The following is a 15,300-nucleotide window of genomic DNA, read 5'->3' as shown; positions in this document are numbered from 1 at the left end:
GAATTTGAACAAAAAAAGTAAGGGCATAGCCCTTACTCAGCGTGTTTGGATTTACGCTTCACGCGGTATCTACCCCATAAATCAATAAGCTGATCACCTATTTCAACTAATTGTGAATCTCTTGTTTCACGCTGCGGGTTGGGCGTATTCTTAATGGATGATACAAGCTTTTTAAAGGGTTCTGGTGAGGATTTAGCTGTCTGAATAACGCCTTGAACTGTCTCTTTCTTAGTTTGAATACCTTCAGAAATTGATGCTGTCGTTAAAGTTAGCTTAGTTGTTTCATCATTAATTTGATCAACTTTTTCTTGAAACCGTGCTGCTGTTTCCGATAAGTTCGTTAATGATTTTTTTGTTTCTTTTAAGTTCTTAACTGCTATGTATCCTAAATAAATAAGAGAAAGAACAACAATACCGATGCTAATGTAGACAATAACCATTTCATAACCTCCCATTTAAGACCATTAGTTAATATTCTCTTACCCTTAACATGCTATACGCAAACAAATTGTTGTGAAAACATTTTGCAGAAAATTGAAACGTTTGTATACTTTAAAACGTAATCAATAACTGGAAGGAGAGATGAATAATGAATCGTTATTCGATTGAGGAATTTGTAAAGTCTACAGAACAAAAAGATAAGGGAGAAGGCTTTTTTGAACTAGAAACACAACGTATGCTAGAAGTGAACTTATCAGGAAGAGTTTGGGCAAAAGCGGGCGCAATGATTACTTACAATGGTCAAATAAAGTTCGAAAGAGAAGGAATTCTTGAACACGGTCTAGGGAAAATGTTCAAAAAAGCACTCACAGGTGAAGGCGCTTCTTTGATGAAAGCAGAAGGAAATGGGAAGCTCTATCTTGCGGATGCAGGGAAGAAGATATCCATTCTTCATTTGCAAAATGGAGAATCAATCAGTGTAAATGGGAATGATCTTCTTGCATTTGAAGATGGAATCCAGTGGGATATCAAAATGATGAAACGGATAACAGGAATGATGGCGGGAGGATTATTTAATGTTACCTGTCAAGGCCCCGGAATGGTTGCGATTACAAGCCATTATGAACCTCTTACAATTCGAGTTTCACCAGGGAAACCAGTTATTACCGATCCAAATGCAACTGTAGCCTGGTCTGGCCAATTGCAGCCGGATTTTCAAACAGATATTTCTTTAAAGTCTTTCTTTGGTAGAGGGAGCGGTGAGTCTGTTCAAATGAGATTCGAAGGAGACGGTTTTGTGGTCGTCCAGCCTTATGAAGAAGTATATATGCAAAACAATCAGGGGTGAAAATGCCATTTTCATTGAAAGAGAGTGAACTCAAAGCAGGTGTGAAATTACTTGATGGCCGACCTTTCTATCTTTCGTTAGAGGGAATTGAAAAATTGAAAGAAGAAGAGGTCATTGAATCATTGTTGGATCGATTGGATATTGCTTTAAAATTTAATGAAGTAAACCAAGTTTCAATTACACTGGATCGTTTTTTTACAAAAGGAAGTCAGCTGTTAGAAAAAAAATATTATTTTTTACAGTCTACAACGATCGAATACTATAAAAGATTTCAATTGGAAAAAATGGTTGCAAATTATAATCGTAGTATTACGTATGAACAGGTCGAAGAGTCGAGAATTGATGCTTTTCTTTCGATGTGGGAGTTATGTTCGAAGGACTCGCTCAATTCACCTTCTAAGCATTCTATTCGCGCTCAATATGAGGCGATGAAGCAGGAGATTGGAAAGCAGTACAAAACAAGCTGTTTTCGTATCTATTGGGATGACAAGCCATTAGGCATGATGATTCCTATTATTGAACCTGGTACAAATGAAGAGGGAAGGCTGTTTTATATGGGCATTTTACCAGAATGGCGTGGTAAAGGACTTGGAACGCCTTTCCATCATCTTGGATTAGCATTATTGCAAGAAAAAGGGGCTACTTATTATATAGGCAGTACAGGCACTGAGAATAAACCAATGCAGCAAATATTTCGCAATAATAATTGTAAACCAATTTTCCAGGCAGTTACCTATGTGAAAGAGAGACCGTAACGCGAAACTTATCATAATATGCTGAAGGAAGTAAAATATTCCTATTGAAATTAATAGAATTTTCATTATAATCATACAAAAGGGTTCTCAAAAAAGGAGAGTGCATGTATGATTCGTTTAGAAAAAGGCAACCTTCTTAAAAGTGACTGTACTGTGATTGCGCATCAATGTGACTGTTTTAATGCTATGGACGTTGGAATTGCAAAATCAGTAAAAGAAACTTATCCTGAAGCAGCGAAAGCAGATGAGGACTTTCCATTTTCACCAAAGAAGAAGTTAGGGAAATGTTCTTTTGCTTTAAGTCGAGATAATAAACGGATCATTGCAAATCTCTATGGTCAGTATAAACCTGCTGGTCTGCAAACCAATTACCCTGCGTGGTTAAAATCGTTTGAACATATGATTAAAGAATTAAAGCCATTTGAAGAAAAGGGATTCAAAATAAAAATTGGTTGTGGAATAGATAAAGATGATTTGATTAACGTAAAAAAATCTCTTGAAAAGATTTCTAAGAAATATGAAAAACCAATACATGTTTACTATTCTTAAAGACAAACGTCCCTAGTAAGGGGGCGTTTTTTTATGTGAAGCAACTTTCCTATTTTTAGTAAGAAGGAATCAAAAATGTAAAAAGAATCCATTTTGTCGTTTATCAATTGGATAGCGTGGAATACAACTAGTGTAGCAAAGGTTATCAAAATTACTAGAGGAGGTTTCTAGAATGGCTAACAATAGTAATAACAGTAATGACAAAATGAGTAGAGAAGAAGCAGGGCGTAAAGGCGGAAACAAAACATCTAGAGAACATAACAAAGATTTTTATCAAGATATTGGACAAAAAGGTGGAGAAAAGACAGCCAAGGAACATGATCAAGAGTTCTATCAAGAAATAGGCGAAAAAGGTGGCAAAAAAACCGCTCGTGAACATGACAAAGAGTTCTTTGAAGAAATAGGTGAAAAAGGCGGTAAGAAAACAGCTAGAGAGCACGATAAAGAGTTTTATCAGGAAATAGGCCAAAAAGGCGGAGAACAAACGTCCAAAAATCAAGATAAGGAATTTTACGAAGAAATAGGCAAAAAGGGCGGTAAGAAGAGCGGTAACAATTGAGAAATCGGTAAGAAAAAGAACGGAGGGATTTCCCTCCGTTCTTTTATTTTTTACTAAGCAATGACTAAAGAAGGTTTAAAGCTATACATAAAAGATCCCTTCGCTCCTGCGAAGGGATCTTTTATGTATTAAAATTTGCGTTCTTCTTCAACTTCATGCTGATCATTAAGGATTAATAGGCGACTTGGGGAATCACCTTTCGCTAGTTCTTCTGCCTTTTCAATAGCAGTTGAACGCATATCGTAAAGATCCGTTGGAGCAACGTCCTCAATTTTAACGTACCAACCTGTAACATCTTTGTTTGGTGCTACTGTATATTCCTTCATAGTTATATCCTCCTTTAAGCTGTGTATAATTAACACTTCCCACGATAAAGGAGAATAAAACCTGCTTTCTAGGAGAATTAAAAAAATCAGCGCATTTACGCTGATTTTCCTCAACCTACCTAGAGATGAGGTTAGTCGAGTTGAGAAATTGTTGTTCATTAAGGATCGTTCAATTCACCTTATTGGGGTTGAGAGATTATGTAGAAACCGATTACAAATGCGATAGGCACTATCCAAACCATAAAGGCTAGTGCCCATACAGTAAAACGGTTCCATTCTTTTTCCTTAGTAGCCAAGAGCAGACCCTCCACATCATAAGTTTAGTTTCATTATAACATGGACATAGCTAAATTATGTGTGAACGATTGAAATTGTTAGAAATTCAAGATACGAACCGAATAGTAATGGGATATCGATAAAACTCACCTTGATTCGCCTTCACAGAGGCGATGACGATGAAAGTAAGGTGAACGATAAAAAGCAATGGAAGAAGAAATAATCCAATGATCACAATGGTGAGAATAGCAAGGATGACGGCATATAGCGTCATGCTAATTTGGAAGTTTAGAGACTCTTTACCCTGGGCATCGATGAACGAATTCCCTTCCTTCTTTATTGACCAAATCATGATGGGAGCGATGATATGTCCGAGGGGAACTAAATAACCAGACAATGCAGAAAGATGAACGTACATAGCCCACTGACGTGTGATTTGATCAGGTGTAATGTCTTTCTTTTCCATCACAATCCCTCCTGTAGCCTCTACCTATGTTCAGCATATTAGAAAATGGTTTGGGATATGCCGTTAAGAAATTCTTCAATAAAAAAAGGAACCAATTCTGGTCCCTTAATTTGCGTTATAGCTGATGTGATAGGAGGCACGGTTGGTGAGAAAGATTAATTCAGCCGACTGCTTTTTTACATTGTTTAGTTCTTCAAGTGGTATTTCGAAAATAGAGTGAGGAAGTGGTACGGCAGCTTCATCCGAAATCACCTTTCCTTCACCTTTAAGCTGAAGGAGAGTTGAAGCGGTGTAGTCATCAACGGTTTCACCGCGATGTTGAAAGGAAAAGTCTTCAAGTTTCATAATTGTCTTATCAAGATCTTCCTGTTCTTTTTTTTCGATGATGATATGACCACCAACCCAATCAGCTAGCGTATTGCGAACTTCTGATAACGTTGTAGTATCCATTTTATTCACCTCGTTCCTAATTTTCCCCATCTGAAGGTAACATAAACCGTCTAACTAAATTTACATCAGGGATGATGATATACTTGTACTATGAAATGAGATGAAGGATGATTGTTATGAAAAAAATATCGATAGATGAAGCTCTAAATAAAAAGATACCTTTATTAGATGTTAGAACCCCGGCTGAATTTGAGAAGTTCCATATTCCTGGAGCGGTTAACTTGCCGATTTTCTCGAATGAGGAACGGGAAGTGGTAGGGACTACTTATAAGCAAAAAGGGACAGAGGCAGCGAAAGATTTGGGGATTTCGATTGTCTCGCCATTACTCCCTGAGTTTTATAAACGTGCAAAAGAATTAACAAATCATCAAGAGTTTGCTGTTTACTGCTGGAGAGGCGGAATGCGAAGTAAAAGTCTTGCTACCATTTTTGAGATGATGGGATTACCGAGTCTTCAGGTTGAAGGTGGCATTCGAGCATACCGACAGAAAGTAACAACTGGCTTAGAGGATTTTTCGACTCAATCAACTCCATATCTTGTTCTAGAAGGATTAACTGGAACTTCGAAGACCGAAATTCTAACTGCTTTAGAAAAGAAGGGATATCCAGTGATTGATCTCGAAGGTCTAGCTGCTCACAGAGGCTCCGTGTTTGGTAGAGTAGATTTACCTGAGAGAAGTCAGAAGGAATTTGAAGCGAAGCTTTACCACCGATTGAAGAAGATTGGAGAAACACCTTATTACATTATAGAATCTGAAAGTAAGCGCCTCGGAAATATCATTATTCCTGACTTTATTCTAGAGGGCAAACAAAAAGGGACGCGTATACAAGTCCACGCCCCGCTTTCTTATCGAATTCGTACGATCTTAAATACGTATCATCCTGAACAACATCACGAAGAAATCACTGACGCCATTACAAAAATTGAAAAACGATTCTCTGGTGAAGATAAAGAAGTGATTGATCAGGCCCTTGAAGCAAAAAACTATGCTGTAATTATTGAACGATTGTTGCTTTATTATTATGATCCAAGATACGAATACAAAGCATATGAAAATGAAGGCAACATCATCAATCTTTCATACGAGTCGCTCGAAGAAGGGACTCAACTTGTCCAGAATGAAATCGATCGTTTAGATATTAAGCTTCGATCAGAAGGCGAGAAAGTTTCGCTTTAATGGATCTTTTTTCTTCAGGTAACTGTTCCTTGTTGTATCGTTCAATCAGATCATCAATGCGCTTAAAGTACAAATGACTTATCCACGCTACGTAGCTTCGGTAAATTGGCGATTTTAGAAAGTGTATAAGCATATTATCATCAGGTCCAAAGTAGTATGTCTTATCGTCAAAAAAAGTAGAAAACCGTCTAAAAGATAGTTTGGTAAATGAGTTGTCCAATTCAAATCGAAATTTATTAAGGGCATCTGGAATCAAGCGGATAGTGAAAACATCGTCATTATCAAACATTTCCTTCGGCGTGGGTAAGATTAAATAAGGATATTCCTGATCATCAAGGGCAATAAAGAAGTCTGCTGGGGACTCGTGACAGCTAGGCACTCGTTTGACGGTGGTTTCAACAATCAACTGATAGACAGAATCATTCATATCGTTCGTATCCTCCCTTTGTAATCTATCATCAGTGTTACCGTACTAGTAAACTTGTATACCCCTTTGTCGAAAAGTAGTTATTACAATCTATTATCCAACCTTCGAAAAAATTCCTTCATTTCAAATATTACAAATATTTTCTTCGAACTGCTTTATCCACCAAGCTGAAGCCAAATTAATTTGAATCCAACTTCACCTTCCTACGAATAAGTTTTTTAAACCGTTAATCTTAAAAATGTTTGAGCAAAAGACTTGAAAGTCAGAGATAGTCAAATTATAATATGGTTACAAGGTCAAAGATAGTCAAAGTCAAAGGAAACATCTTTCACCTTTTAACTAGTTTAATTAATGACGAGATAGATAAATAATAAGGAGGCCATCATATGCTTTGTGATCAATGCCAACAAAACCAGGCTTCGGTTCAACTGAATGTCCAAATGAATCAACATAAGAAAAGAGTTAACCTTTGTAGCACGTGTTACGCAAATGTGATGAATGGTCAAACAGCTTCATCGCCAAAAGGTCAAATGGATGATTTCTTTCAATCCTTTATGGCTTCAGCAGAACAGAATGGTTTTACAAGTCAAGAAAATGGACCACAAACAGAATCTGGAAAAGGTAAAGGCGGTTTACTCGACAACCTTGGTCGGAATTTATCTGACGCAGCAAAAGCTGGTTTGATTGACCCAGTTATTGGGCGCGAAAATGAGGTAGCGAGAGTGATTGAAACATTAAACCGTCGTAACAAAAATAATCCAGTTTTAATCGGTGAAGCAGGAGTCGGTAAAACGGCGATTGCAGAAGGTCTTGCTCTAAGGATTTCGGAAGGTCAAGTTCCTTCTAAACTAAAGAATAAAGAAATTTATTTATTGGACGTCGCGTCACTTGTTTCAAATACGGGTGTAAGAGGACAGTTTGAAGAAAGAATGAAACAACTGATTTCTGAACTTCAAAGTCGGAAAAATGTAATCTTATTTATAGATGAACTGCATCAAATCGTAGGAGCTGGATCTGCAGAAGGATCAATGGATGCAGGAAATATTTTAAAGCCAGCTCTTGCAAGAGGCGAGCTTCAATTAATTGGTGCTACGACGCTTAAAGAGTACCGTCAAATCGAAAAAGATGCAGCATTAGAACGACGTTTTCAACCAGTAATGGTGAATGAGCCTACTGTAGAAGAAGCCATTCAGATTCTAAAAGGTTTGCAACCTAAGTATGAAGAGTACCATGAAGTGAACTATACGGAAGAAGCGATTCGGGCGTGTGTATCATTATCGAACCGATTCATTCAAGATCGTTTCTTACCAGATAAAGCAATCGACTTAATGGATGAAGCAGGCGCCAAAATGAACTTAACATTTGCTGTATCGAACCACGATGAAATTCAAGAGCGTCTTCAACAAATCGCTACTGAAAAAAACAAGGCAGCAGAGGCGGAAGATTATGAGCTTGCTGCAAAATTAAGAACAGAAGAATTACAGCTTGAAAAACAGCTTGAAGAAACATTGAAAAGTAATTCAAATATGAACTATTCGGTCGATCTTGAAGAGATTCAGCAGATTGTCGAAGGAAAAACAGGAATTCCAGTTCGTAAGCTTAGGGAAGATGAGCAGACGAAAATGAAAAACCTTGCAGAGCGACTGAATGCTAAAGTAATTGGTCAGGAAGATGCGGTTAACAAAGTAGCAAAAGCCATCCGCAGAAGTCGAGCAGGATTGAAGCGGCAAAATCGACCGATTGGTTCTTTCCTATTCGTCGGTCCAACTGGTGTCGGAAAAACGGAACTTTCCCGTTCTCTTGCAGAAGAAATGTTCGGTGATCGAGAAGCAATGATTCGACTTGATATGAGTGAATATATGGAAAAGCACTCTGTCTCTAAACTGATCGGTTCCCCTCCAGGCTATGTTGGTCATGAGGAAGCAGGACAATTAACAGAAAGAGTACGCCGTAAACCATATAGCATCATCTTAATTGATGAAGTGGAGAAAGCTCATCCGGATGTTCAAAATATGTTCCTTCAAATCCTTGATGATGGTCGTCTTACAGATAGTCAAGGTAGGACGGTAAGCTTTAAAGATACGGTTATTATCATGACAAGTAACGCCGGAACTTCTGAGCGAAGAATTACTGTTGGTTTTGAATCAGCAGAAAGCTATACAGGGGTGATGGAGAGCCTTGGTGGTTACTTTAGACCTGAATTCTTAAATCGGTTTGATGGAATTATTCCATTTAAGTCACTTGAACAATCAAGTCTCGTTACCATCGTAGATCTTATGATTAATGATTTAGATGAAAGTCTTGAAGAACAGAATATTACACTTACAATTAGTGAAGCAGCAAAAGAGAAGTTGGCTGTACTTGGATATAATCCACAGTTTGGTGCACGTCCTCTTCGCAGAGTAATTGAAGAACATGTTGAAGATGGTATTGCTGATTTGCTTGTTGATGAAGGCAGTATCAAATCAGTGGCGGTTGAAATTGTAGAAGATAAGATTGTTGTTTCACAAAAGAAATAATTTTTTTAGTAAGGAAGTCGCTCTATAAAGATGGAGCGGCTTTTTTTTGATGTTAGTTTTTACAATAATAGGGAAGTTATTAATATACAATCCTGATTTCTTACCTTTAATAATGTTGTCGAATCTTATACGATTTTGACTTCTTTTGCGGTTATAAGTCGAAAAGTCAGAATATTAGTTAAAATAAGTTGTAAGATCTGCTACGTTAGATAAGGAAGGTCAGGAAAGACTTCTCTACTATTTTTATAAAGGAGCGAGAACAAATGGAACTGGATCAGTTAGAGTTGAACCAGACGTTACAAGAAAGTCAGCCAGAAGGAAAGACAATTCCTTATTTAACAGCATTAATTGGATGGAGTCTTCCCGCAATTGAGGCCTGTGACAAGTTGAATCGGCCTTTTGTAGTGGTAGGTCCTCCTGATTTTAAGGATTACGCCGAAAAGCACGATATTACTTTCGTAGGGTGGGAGTTTGATAGGTTGAATGAGGGATCAGACAAGCTCTATAAGCAGCTTAAAGCCCTCGGAGCTGAGGTGGCGGTACCTCTCTATGAAGAGTGTGTAGAATGGGCAGGTGCTCTCAATTCACGCTTTAGAGAAGAACCAAGACTATTTAACCGATCTCTTCTTTTAAGAGATAAAGGGATGATGAAACGAAAAGCACAGATGGCCGGTATTAAAGTAGGCGTCTTTGAAGAAGCAAGAGATAAAGAGGATGTAAAGCGTTTTCTTAAAAGAGTAAATGATGCTCTCTTGAAAGTTGATGGGGATAAATATGAGCCGATTCACTGTAAGCCCTTAGATAAGGCTGGATCAGTAGGTCACCGCGCAATTGATGATCCTGCAGATATTGAAGCGTTGACAGATAATGACTTTCCGCTACTGATGGAAAGTCACCTTGATGGGCAAGAATTTTCGTGCGAAGTGTTTGTTAACAATGGAAAGATTCAATTTTTAAATATAACGGAATACGTAAAGTTAGGTTATTCGAATTTTGTCCCACCTTCTCCTTCTCTTGAAGAGAAACGTCCTGTTATCAGAAAAGCGATTGAACAGCTTATTGAAGCGTTTGAGATCGAAAATGGTGTTATTCATCCGGAGTACTTTATTATGCCTGATGGAACGTTACACTTTGGAGAAGTAGCAGCTCGCGTTCCAGGTGGACACATTTTTGATCTTATAGAGCGAGCTTACGGATTTAGCGCTTATGAAGCACAGATTCTATGTAGTGACCCTAATACAACGGAAGAAGAGTTAAGAAAGTTCTTCCCCGCAGAAGATGAGGCGTTAGGTTATGCTGGGTGTTTAATGGTGCACCCTCATGTGAATTACATTGAGAAGTTAACCATTCCTGAAGAGCTTGAAGAACATTCCTTCTTTGAGAAGCATGATATGTTTACGCCTCCGCAGGGAAAAGTGGCTGAGCGCGTAGGATTTGGAAATCACTATGGCACCATTTTCTTTTTCGGAGATGACAGTGCAGAGATGACTCGTTTACTTGTAGACTATGAAAAGTATGATTTCTATTTGTAGCATAATATTTTTACAATAAAGGAGAATTAAGCATGCCATCTGAAGTAACAGAAGGAAAGATTGCAAGGTTTTCCAGGTCATTAACGCGCTTAGAGGAAGCGCCTTCTTATGCGAAATCACGCTATCAGACAGATGTTTTTCAAGAGGCAAATCGCCTATTGGAAACGGAAGAAGGTCTTGAGTTTCTTTACCAATACGCGCACCGGTTTGACAATGCAGGTGTTTTTCAAGATGGTCCCTGGGAAGACCCATCAAAACTTCAGCCACCGCTTGTCGCTGGATCCCTTCAAGCGAAGGGACTCCCGTATGTCATTGAAATGTTGAGCGATCTTCGGATGCTTGCATTAGCGGAAGGAAAGGGCGAGCATCCCAAGGTTTCTAAAGAAATGGCAATGGATTTCTTAAATGAAGTCATGGCCTTAAACCTTGACTTGCTTTTTCCAAACACATCAGAAGCTTCACGAATTGAAGAAAAAGAAAATACGGTCGAAACACAGCGATTATTCCAGTTTATCTCGCAATACCTTTCTTCGAGTGCTTTATCAGAAACACTTATTTATGAGATTGAACGCTTAACCGCACAACGACCAATCACGGTGAAAAGAACAGTGTCGATGATAAAAATGGCGAAAGAAATGCTTCGCTCTGAAACAAGTGACGATCAGCGCGTTATGCTAGAATCGTACGTATCTTCCATTGAAGGACCTTCAGAGTTAAGTCGTTCCTATCAGCAGCCAAATGAATATCGAAAACAACTATTGGCGCTCTCCACAGAAGAGCTGCGAAAAGAGAGTGAGCAGCTTGGGCTCTCCATGAGAAAAACAGGGCTTTGTTCCCCGCATCACAGTGTACTTGCCCGTTTCTTAAGTAGAAAATCGCCGCACTTACTTCCAGTACTGTTGCAATTAACTGGTAAAGGAAAGGCTAATCTTGAAGAACACGCTGAGCTCGTTCACCAGCTTATAAAAGTTTCGCTATTTCCATCGACTTGTCAATCGGTCTATGGATTAGCTCTTTTATTAGAAAGAGGCGTGCTTTCTGCTTCGCCAGTGATTCCAGGTTTAAGGCGAATGATTGAGCTTGATATTCGACCAGAAGTGCGAAGTGCCTTATTTAACACGGTTGGTGAAGGAGAGGGTCTAACGGCTAACAGCATTTTGTTAGCAGGTGTAATTAGCGTTCTTGGTCAGCCGCTTGGTGTTGGACAAGGTTTAAACCCAACTTGTCAGGCAGCAAGAGGAATTAGTCTCTGGGCTCAACATGCGCCTGGATATTTACTGGAGATCATCCCAAGAGCTGCAAGAGATGGAGATATCGATATGGTGTTTGAAGGGGTTCAAATTCATTCGAAAGACCTTCAAGGTGGACTCGCACCCGACCTCCATCCAGAACTTGATCCCGTATCGCTTGTCCTCGTTCCTCATCTTGATCGCATTTATAGTGAGATGATGAGCAGAGTGGCATTAAGAGGAGAAGATGGTCATCGCTGGGTAAACCCAGCCTTTTATGGGAATTGGGTTCAAAAAGGATTTAGCACGGTCATTGAGCCGATTACCGGTAGCGTAACGGACTATCCAGGTTTCGTCAGATTGTTTTATGCCACACACCATCCGGAGTACAATGATGATTATGAATTGATCTATCCGAATCCGGTAGGGATTTTTATCACAAACGTTCATGGAAAAATGCTTGGCTTTCATGCGGTGTCCATTCAAAGAATTGCTAAAAGTCCAGATGGAGAATACCGAGTCTACTTTTACAATCCGAATAATGATGGTTCTCAAAATTGGGGGCAAGGAATTGAATGTACGGTTATGGGGAAAGGAGAGCTCTCAGGTGAAAGCTCGCTACCATTCGAGGAGTTTACTTCACGTTTATATGCTTTTCACTATAACCCATATGAACAAGGAGATGCTTATGCAGTTGAAGCTGAGAACATCTCCATTGTAAAATCCCTTGCCAAGGAAAGCTGGGGACAAGAGTACACGTGGATCAGTAAGTAGGTATCTATTTTAAATAGTTGCGTATCCTATCTAATCTTATAGCGAAGCGTCAGGTAAATGATTTGTTTCCTGGCGCTTTTTTTGATTAACTTAACTTATATAAAAAGGAGGCTATCTTTAAATGATCGAGCATGTAGTTTTATTTAAATTCAGTGAAGAAACAACGGTAGAACAGAAAGAAGAAGGTATGAGAAGGTTAATTAAAGTAAAAGACAAAATCCCAGGTATTGTTGATATTCAAGCTGGAAATAACTTTTCTGATCGAAGCCAGGGATTTGAAAGTGGGTTAACGGTGCGCTTTGAATCGAAAGAAGCACTAGAGTCATATGGACCACATCCGGCCCATCAAGAAGTAGTGGCCTACCTTAAAGAAATAGGAATGAGTGATGTACTTGCACTCGATTTTGAGTGCCTGTAAGAACAGAAAGGAGGATCTACATATGAAAGGATTTGTTCACGGAGGACAGGCTGGTCTACAGGGGTTATCACTGAAAGAGCAGCTTGCTGAACAAGAACCTCAGCATGGGGAAGTGAAAATCAAACTGAAAGCAGCTGGTTTGAATCATCGCGATTTGTTTATCCCTGATCGCCATGATCCAGAGGAGGCAGATGTTATCCTTGGATCAGACGGAGCCGGAGTCGTCATCGCAGTTGGCGAAGGTGTGAAAGAGATTCAGGAAGGTGATGAGGTGATCATTAACCCTGGCCTTGGTTGGGAAAAAAATGCCCCCATCCCGCCAGTAGGATTTCAAATTGTAGGTTTTCCAGGGCATGGTACTTTTGCAGAAACAATCGTTGTTCCAGAGGTTAATGCAGTGAAAAAGCCAGAAAGCCTTACGTTTGAAGAAGCGTCTGTCATTGGTTTAGCAGGATTAACAGCTTATCGCTCGTTGTTTACGAGAGGGCAGCTTCGAAGTGGACAAACCGTCTTTATTCCTGGAATTGGAGGAGGCGTTGCAACATTCTTGCTGAAATTTGCCAAGGCAGCAGGAGCAAGAGTGATTGTAAGTTCAAGAAGTGAGGAGAAGCGCCAATTAGCCCTAACGCTTGGGGCGGATCGTGCACTTGCTGATGATGCAGACTGGATAGAAGAAACCACTAATGAAAAAGTGGATTTAGTGATTGAAAGTGTCGGAGCAGCAACATTTAACCGATCTCTTGAAGTATTAGGGAAAGGAGGTACGCTCGTTATCTTTGGTTCTTCAACAGGAGATAAAATTGAATTTGATTTGCGTACATTCTTTTACGGTCAGTATAACTTGCTTGGCTCGACGATGGGAAGTTCTGAAGAATTTCATGATATGGTTGCTTTTATAAATGAACATTCAATTAAGCCCGTCATGGACAAGATATATGATTTTCAAGAGATTAAAGAAGCTTTTACTCATTTAAACAGTAGTCATCAATTCGGAAAACTAGCGGTTCGACTAGCTGAAAAATAACGACAGATCGCTTCTAGAGAAAATGTTCATCTATGCGTATAAAAAAAGGAAGCCAATCGGCTTCCTTTTCTATGTTAATAGTAATAAGGCGGGTACCCATAATAAGGATAGTATGGATATGGTCGATAAAAAGGAATCAGACTAAGTGCAGCGATGCCAGCTAATGGAAAGAAAAAACGTCCAAATCTGCGGTAGCGACCGTATTGTCTTTCCATTTCCTGTCCTTCGCTTTCTTCCACTTCTTGTGGAATCATCAAGCACATATGCTCGTCATCTGAGTCCATAATGATTCCTTCATATTCTACTCCATCCTGCATTCTTACTTTAGCGTGGTAGCTATGATAGCGTTGACAAAGCTGTTTCATATCCCCTTGAAGCTGTTTTTCTTTACCAGGCATCATCGCGCCTTGAACGGCCTGATTAGGCATATTGCCTTGCATTGCACCTTGAACAGCCTGATTAGGCATATTGCCTTGCATTGCACCTTGAACAGCCTGATTAGGCATATTGCCTTGCATTGCCCCTTGAACGGCCTGGTTAGGCATATTGCCTTGCATTGCGCCTTGAACGGCCTGGTTAGGCATATTGCCTTGCATTGCACCCTGAACTCCTTGATTCATATGATTACCGTACATGTTCATAAGCAGTTCCTCCTTTACACAACACAGGATATTCACCCAGATCGAAAACAGTTACTAACCTAATGAAAAATTGGGCGTAACTATAGTAAAGATGCGTTCTATTCTTGAAATTTCCATAAAGAAACTATACGATAAGTTCAAATGACCTTAAATACAGAGGTGTCAGATGAGAGGATTTTATTTAACTAGAACAGAAATGGGAACAATTCTCGAAACCATTCGTAAACAAGAAATACCTGATAAAATTTTAATGAAGGCAATGAAAAGGTCCGGTAGTGAAAAAGAAGACTTACCAACGATTTTTTCTAAATTATCAAAAGCAACGGAAGGAAGTTTTGGATTCTCAATAAATGAAATTGCGACCCTTGGCAATCAGCTTGAGTATGCTAGCTTTCGTTCTACAGCGGTACAAAATTGGGTTAAAAGAGACATTAAAGAGTGGATTGGCGCGCCGCAATTAGGTAAAAAATATGCTATCGAACAAGCGGCGATTTTATTTATTGTAGAGGATTTAAAGAATACACATGACTTCGAAAGCATTCGTCTTCTTTTAAAGTTTGCCTTTAACAATCCGGCTGATCGAAATGATGATCTCATTGATCCGCTTGCTTTTTATACGGCTTATTCACAACTTTTTGAAGCGATCCATACGAAAGTAAAACCTACTAAAGAGGGTATTAGAAAGAAAGCAATGGAATTATCATCTATTTTTTCGGATTTAACTGAAAAACAAAAAGAAGATATTGAAAAGTTGCTTATTTCTGCAGCACTTTCCGTTCAAGCTTCTTTTTACCAATCGTTATCAAAACAATATCTAGAAGATGTATGGAGATGAAGAAAAACTCCTAGATGTAAAAAAACGAGCTGTTACCTGTTTTAGGCCACAGCT

At 39.1% G+C, this 15,300-nt stretch carries 17 protein-coding genes; 11 read left to right on the top strand and 6 right to left on the bottom strand.

Going from position 1 to position 15,300, the window contains the following annotated elements:
- Positions 1–32 precede the first annotated feature (32 nt).
- Positions 33–440, bottom strand: a complete 408-nt coding sequence (locus PQ578_RS17110) for a DUF948 domain-containing protein (protein ID WP_273835649.1) — start codon at positions 438–440, stop codon at positions 33–35.
- Between the two features lie 149 nt (positions 441–589).
- Between PQ578_RS17110 and PQ578_RS17105 the strand changes: the two genes are divergently transcribed.
- From PQ578_RS17105 to PQ578_RS17090, 4 genes are all read left to right on the top strand, one after another.
- The gene (locus PQ578_RS17105) at positions 590–1,288 is read left to right on the top strand and encodes an AIM24 family protein (RefSeq protein WP_165999775.1); all 699 of its coding nucleotides are present in this window, start codon (positions 590–592) and stop codon (positions 1,286–1,288) included.
- Positions 1,289–1,290: 2 nt separating this feature from the next.
- Positions 1,291–2,043 carry a GNAT family N-acetyltransferase gene (locus PQ578_RS17100; RefSeq protein ID WP_273835645.1) on the top strand — a complete coding sequence of 251 codons (753 nt, stop codon included), beginning with the start codon at positions 1,291–1,293 and terminating at the stop codon, positions 2,041–2,043.
- A 108-nt stretch (positions 2,044–2,151) separates the two neighbouring features.
- Positions 2,152–2,592 carry a macro domain-containing protein gene (locus PQ578_RS17095; RefSeq protein WP_160921031.1) on the top strand — a complete coding sequence of 147 codons (441 nt, stop codon included), beginning with the start codon at positions 2,152–2,154 and terminating at the stop codon, positions 2,590–2,592.
- Between the two features lie 172 nt (positions 2,593–2,764).
- Positions 2,765–3,151, top strand: a complete 387-nt coding sequence (locus PQ578_RS17090; protein ID WP_224884583.1) for a KGG domain-containing protein — start codon at positions 2,765–2,767, stop codon at positions 3,149–3,151.
- Positions 3,152–3,279: 128 nt separating this feature from the next.
- Here the strand turns inward: PQ578_RS17090 and PQ578_RS17085 are convergent, their stop codons facing one another.
- From PQ578_RS17085 to ymzB, 3 genes are all read right to left on the bottom strand, one after another.
- Entirely contained in the window at positions 3,280–3,477 is a 198-nt protein-coding gene (locus PQ578_RS17085; RefSeq protein ID WP_273835642.1) for a DUF2188 domain-containing protein, read from the bottom strand.
- A gap of 382 nt (positions 3,478–3,859) precedes the next feature.
- Entirely contained in the window at positions 3,860–4,219 is a 360-nt protein-coding gene (locus tag PQ578_RS17080; RefSeq protein ID WP_273835641.1) for a DUF4870 domain-containing protein, read from the bottom strand.
- A 105-nt stretch (positions 4,220–4,324) separates the two neighbouring features.
- Positions 4,325–4,669, bottom strand: coding sequence for a protein YmzB (ymzB, locus tag PQ578_RS17075; RefSeq protein WP_273835640.1), 345 nt, complete (start codon positions 4,667–4,669; stop codon positions 4,325–4,327).
- A 116-nt stretch (positions 4,670–4,785) separates the two neighbouring features.
- Between ymzB and mnmH the strand changes: the two genes are divergently transcribed.
- Entirely contained in the window at positions 4,786–5,847 is a 1,062-nt protein-coding gene (gene mnmH, locus PQ578_RS17070; protein ID WP_273835638.1) for a tRNA 2-selenouridine(34) synthase MnmH, read from the top strand.
- Here mnmH and PQ578_RS17065 read toward each other — a convergent pair.
- Positions 5,810–6,274: a hypothetical protein gene (locus PQ578_RS17065; RefSeq protein ID WP_098446511.1), complete on the bottom strand. Its 465-nt coding sequence runs from the start codon at positions 6,272–6,274 to the stop codon at positions 5,810–5,812. The two genes, mnmH and PQ578_RS17065, sit on opposite strands and share 38 nt — an antisense overlap.
- A gap of 386 nt (positions 6,275–6,660) precedes the next feature.
- Between PQ578_RS17065 and PQ578_RS17060 the strand changes: the two genes are divergently transcribed.
- From PQ578_RS17060 to PQ578_RS17040, 5 genes are all read left to right on the top strand, one after another.
- Positions 6,661–8,793: an ATP-dependent Clp protease ATP-binding subunit gene (locus PQ578_RS17060; RefSeq protein WP_273835634.1), complete on the top strand. Its 2,133-nt coding sequence runs from the start codon at positions 6,661–6,663 to the stop codon at positions 8,791–8,793.
- A gap of 263 nt (positions 8,794–9,056) precedes the next feature.
- On the top strand, positions 9,057–10,325 hold the full coding sequence (locus tag PQ578_RS17055) for an ATP-grasp domain-containing protein (RefSeq protein WP_159781209.1): 1,269 nt from the start codon (positions 9,057–9,059) through the stop codon (positions 10,323–10,325).
- Positions 10,326–10,357: 32 nt separating this feature from the next.
- A complete protein-coding gene (locus PQ578_RS17050) occupies positions 10,358–12,328 on the top strand; it encodes a hypothetical protein (RefSeq protein WP_273835632.1) in 1,971 nt (656 codons plus the stop codon).
- A 121-nt stretch (positions 12,329–12,449) separates the two neighbouring features.
- The gene (locus PQ578_RS17045) at positions 12,450–12,746 is read left to right on the top strand and encodes a Dabb family protein (RefSeq protein WP_098446515.1); all 297 of its coding nucleotides are present in this window, start codon (positions 12,450–12,452) and stop codon (positions 12,744–12,746) included.
- A 22-nt stretch (positions 12,747–12,768) separates the two neighbouring features.
- Positions 12,769–13,770: a zinc-binding dehydrogenase gene (locus tag PQ578_RS17040; protein WP_273835631.1), complete on the top strand. Its 1,002-nt coding sequence runs from the start codon at positions 12,769–12,771 to the stop codon at positions 13,768–13,770.
- Between the two features lie 74 nt (positions 13,771–13,844).
- Here PQ578_RS17040 and PQ578_RS17035 read toward each other — a convergent pair whose 3' ends face one another.
- The gene (locus PQ578_RS17035) at positions 13,845–14,411 is read right to left on the bottom strand and encodes a hypothetical protein (protein WP_273835630.1); all 567 of its coding nucleotides are present in this window, start codon (positions 14,409–14,411) and stop codon (positions 13,845–13,847) included.
- Between the two features lie 166 nt (positions 14,412–14,577).
- On the opposite strand from PQ578_RS17035, the gene PQ578_RS17030 reads away from it, so the two are divergent.
- A complete protein-coding gene (locus tag PQ578_RS17030) occupies positions 14,578–15,246 on the top strand; it encodes a DUF1836 domain-containing protein (RefSeq protein WP_273835629.1) in 669 nt (222 codons plus the stop codon).
- Positions 15,247–15,300 lie beyond the last annotated feature (54 nt).

Source organism: Guptibacillus sedimenti (genome assembly GCF_028610665.1).
Classification (GTDB): Bacteria; Bacillota; Bacilli; order Bacillales; family Guptibacillaceae; genus Guptibacillus; species Guptibacillus sedimenti.
The sequence above is the reverse complement of the archived record's forward strand: the minus strand, read 5'-3'. Positions and strand labels throughout refer to the sequence as shown.

What these genes read in the sequence shown, in the direction of transcription:
- PQ578_RS17050 (WP_273835632.1), top strand. Translation starts at nt 10,358, where the DNA reads ATGCCATCTGAAGTAACAGAAGGAAAGATTGCAAGGTTTTCCAGGTCA.
- PQ578_RS17110 (WP_273835649.1), bottom strand. Translation starts at nt 440, where the DNA reads ATGGTTATTGTCTACATTAGCATCGGTATTGTTGTTCTTTCTCTTATT.
- PQ578_RS17035 (WP_273835630.1), bottom strand. Translation starts at nt 14,411, where the DNA reads ATGAACATGTACGGTAATCATATGAATCAAGGAGTTCAGGGTGCAATG.
- PQ578_RS17085 (WP_273835642.1), bottom strand. Translation starts at nt 3,477, where the DNA reads ATGAAGGAATATACAGTAGCACCAAACAAAGATGTTACAGGTTGGTAC.
- PQ578_RS17055 (WP_159781209.1), top strand. Translation starts at nt 9,057, where the DNA reads ATGGAACTGGATCAGTTAGAGTTGAACCAGACGTTACAAGAAAGTCAG.
- PQ578_RS17080 (WP_273835641.1), bottom strand. Translation starts at nt 4,219, where the DNA reads ATGGAAAAGAAAGACATTACACCTGATCAAATCACACGTCAGTGGGCT.
- PQ578_RS17100 (WP_273835645.1), top strand. Translation starts at nt 1,291, where the DNA reads ATGCCATTTTCATTGAAAGAGAGTGAACTCAAAGCAGGTGTGAAATTA.
- ymzB (WP_273835640.1), bottom strand. Translation starts at nt 4,669, where the DNA reads ATGGATACTACAACGTTATCAGAAGTTCGCAATACGCTAGCTGATTGG.
- PQ578_RS17095 (WP_160921031.1), top strand. Translation starts at nt 2,152, where the DNA reads ATGATTCGTTTAGAAAAAGGCAACCTTCTTAAAAGTGACTGTACTGTG.
- PQ578_RS17045 (WP_098446515.1), top strand. Translation starts at nt 12,450, where the DNA reads ATGATCGAGCATGTAGTTTTATTTAAATTCAGTGAAGAAACAACGGTA.
- PQ578_RS17065 (WP_098446511.1), bottom strand. Translation starts at nt 6,274, where the DNA reads ATGAATGATTCTGTCTATCAGTTGATTGTTGAAACCACCGTCAAACGA.
- PQ578_RS17040 (WP_273835631.1), top strand. Translation starts at nt 12,769, where the DNA reads ATGAAAGGATTTGTTCACGGAGGACAGGCTGGTCTACAGGGGTTATCA.
- PQ578_RS17060 (WP_273835634.1), top strand. Translation starts at nt 6,661, where the DNA reads ATGCTTTGTGATCAATGCCAACAAAACCAGGCTTCGGTTCAACTGAAT.
- PQ578_RS17105 (WP_165999775.1), top strand. Translation starts at nt 590, where the DNA reads ATGAATCGTTATTCGATTGAGGAATTTGTAAAGTCTACAGAACAAAAA.
- mnmH (WP_273835638.1), top strand. Translation starts at nt 4,786, where the DNA reads ATGAAAAAAATATCGATAGATGAAGCTCTAAATAAAAAGATACCTTTA.
- PQ578_RS17090 (WP_224884583.1), top strand. Translation starts at nt 2,765, where the DNA reads ATGGCTAACAATAGTAATAACAGTAATGACAAAATGAGTAGAGAAGAA.
- PQ578_RS17030 (WP_273835629.1), top strand. Translation starts at nt 14,578, where the DNA reads ATGAGAGGATTTTATTTAACTAGAACAGAAATGGGAACAATTCTCGAA.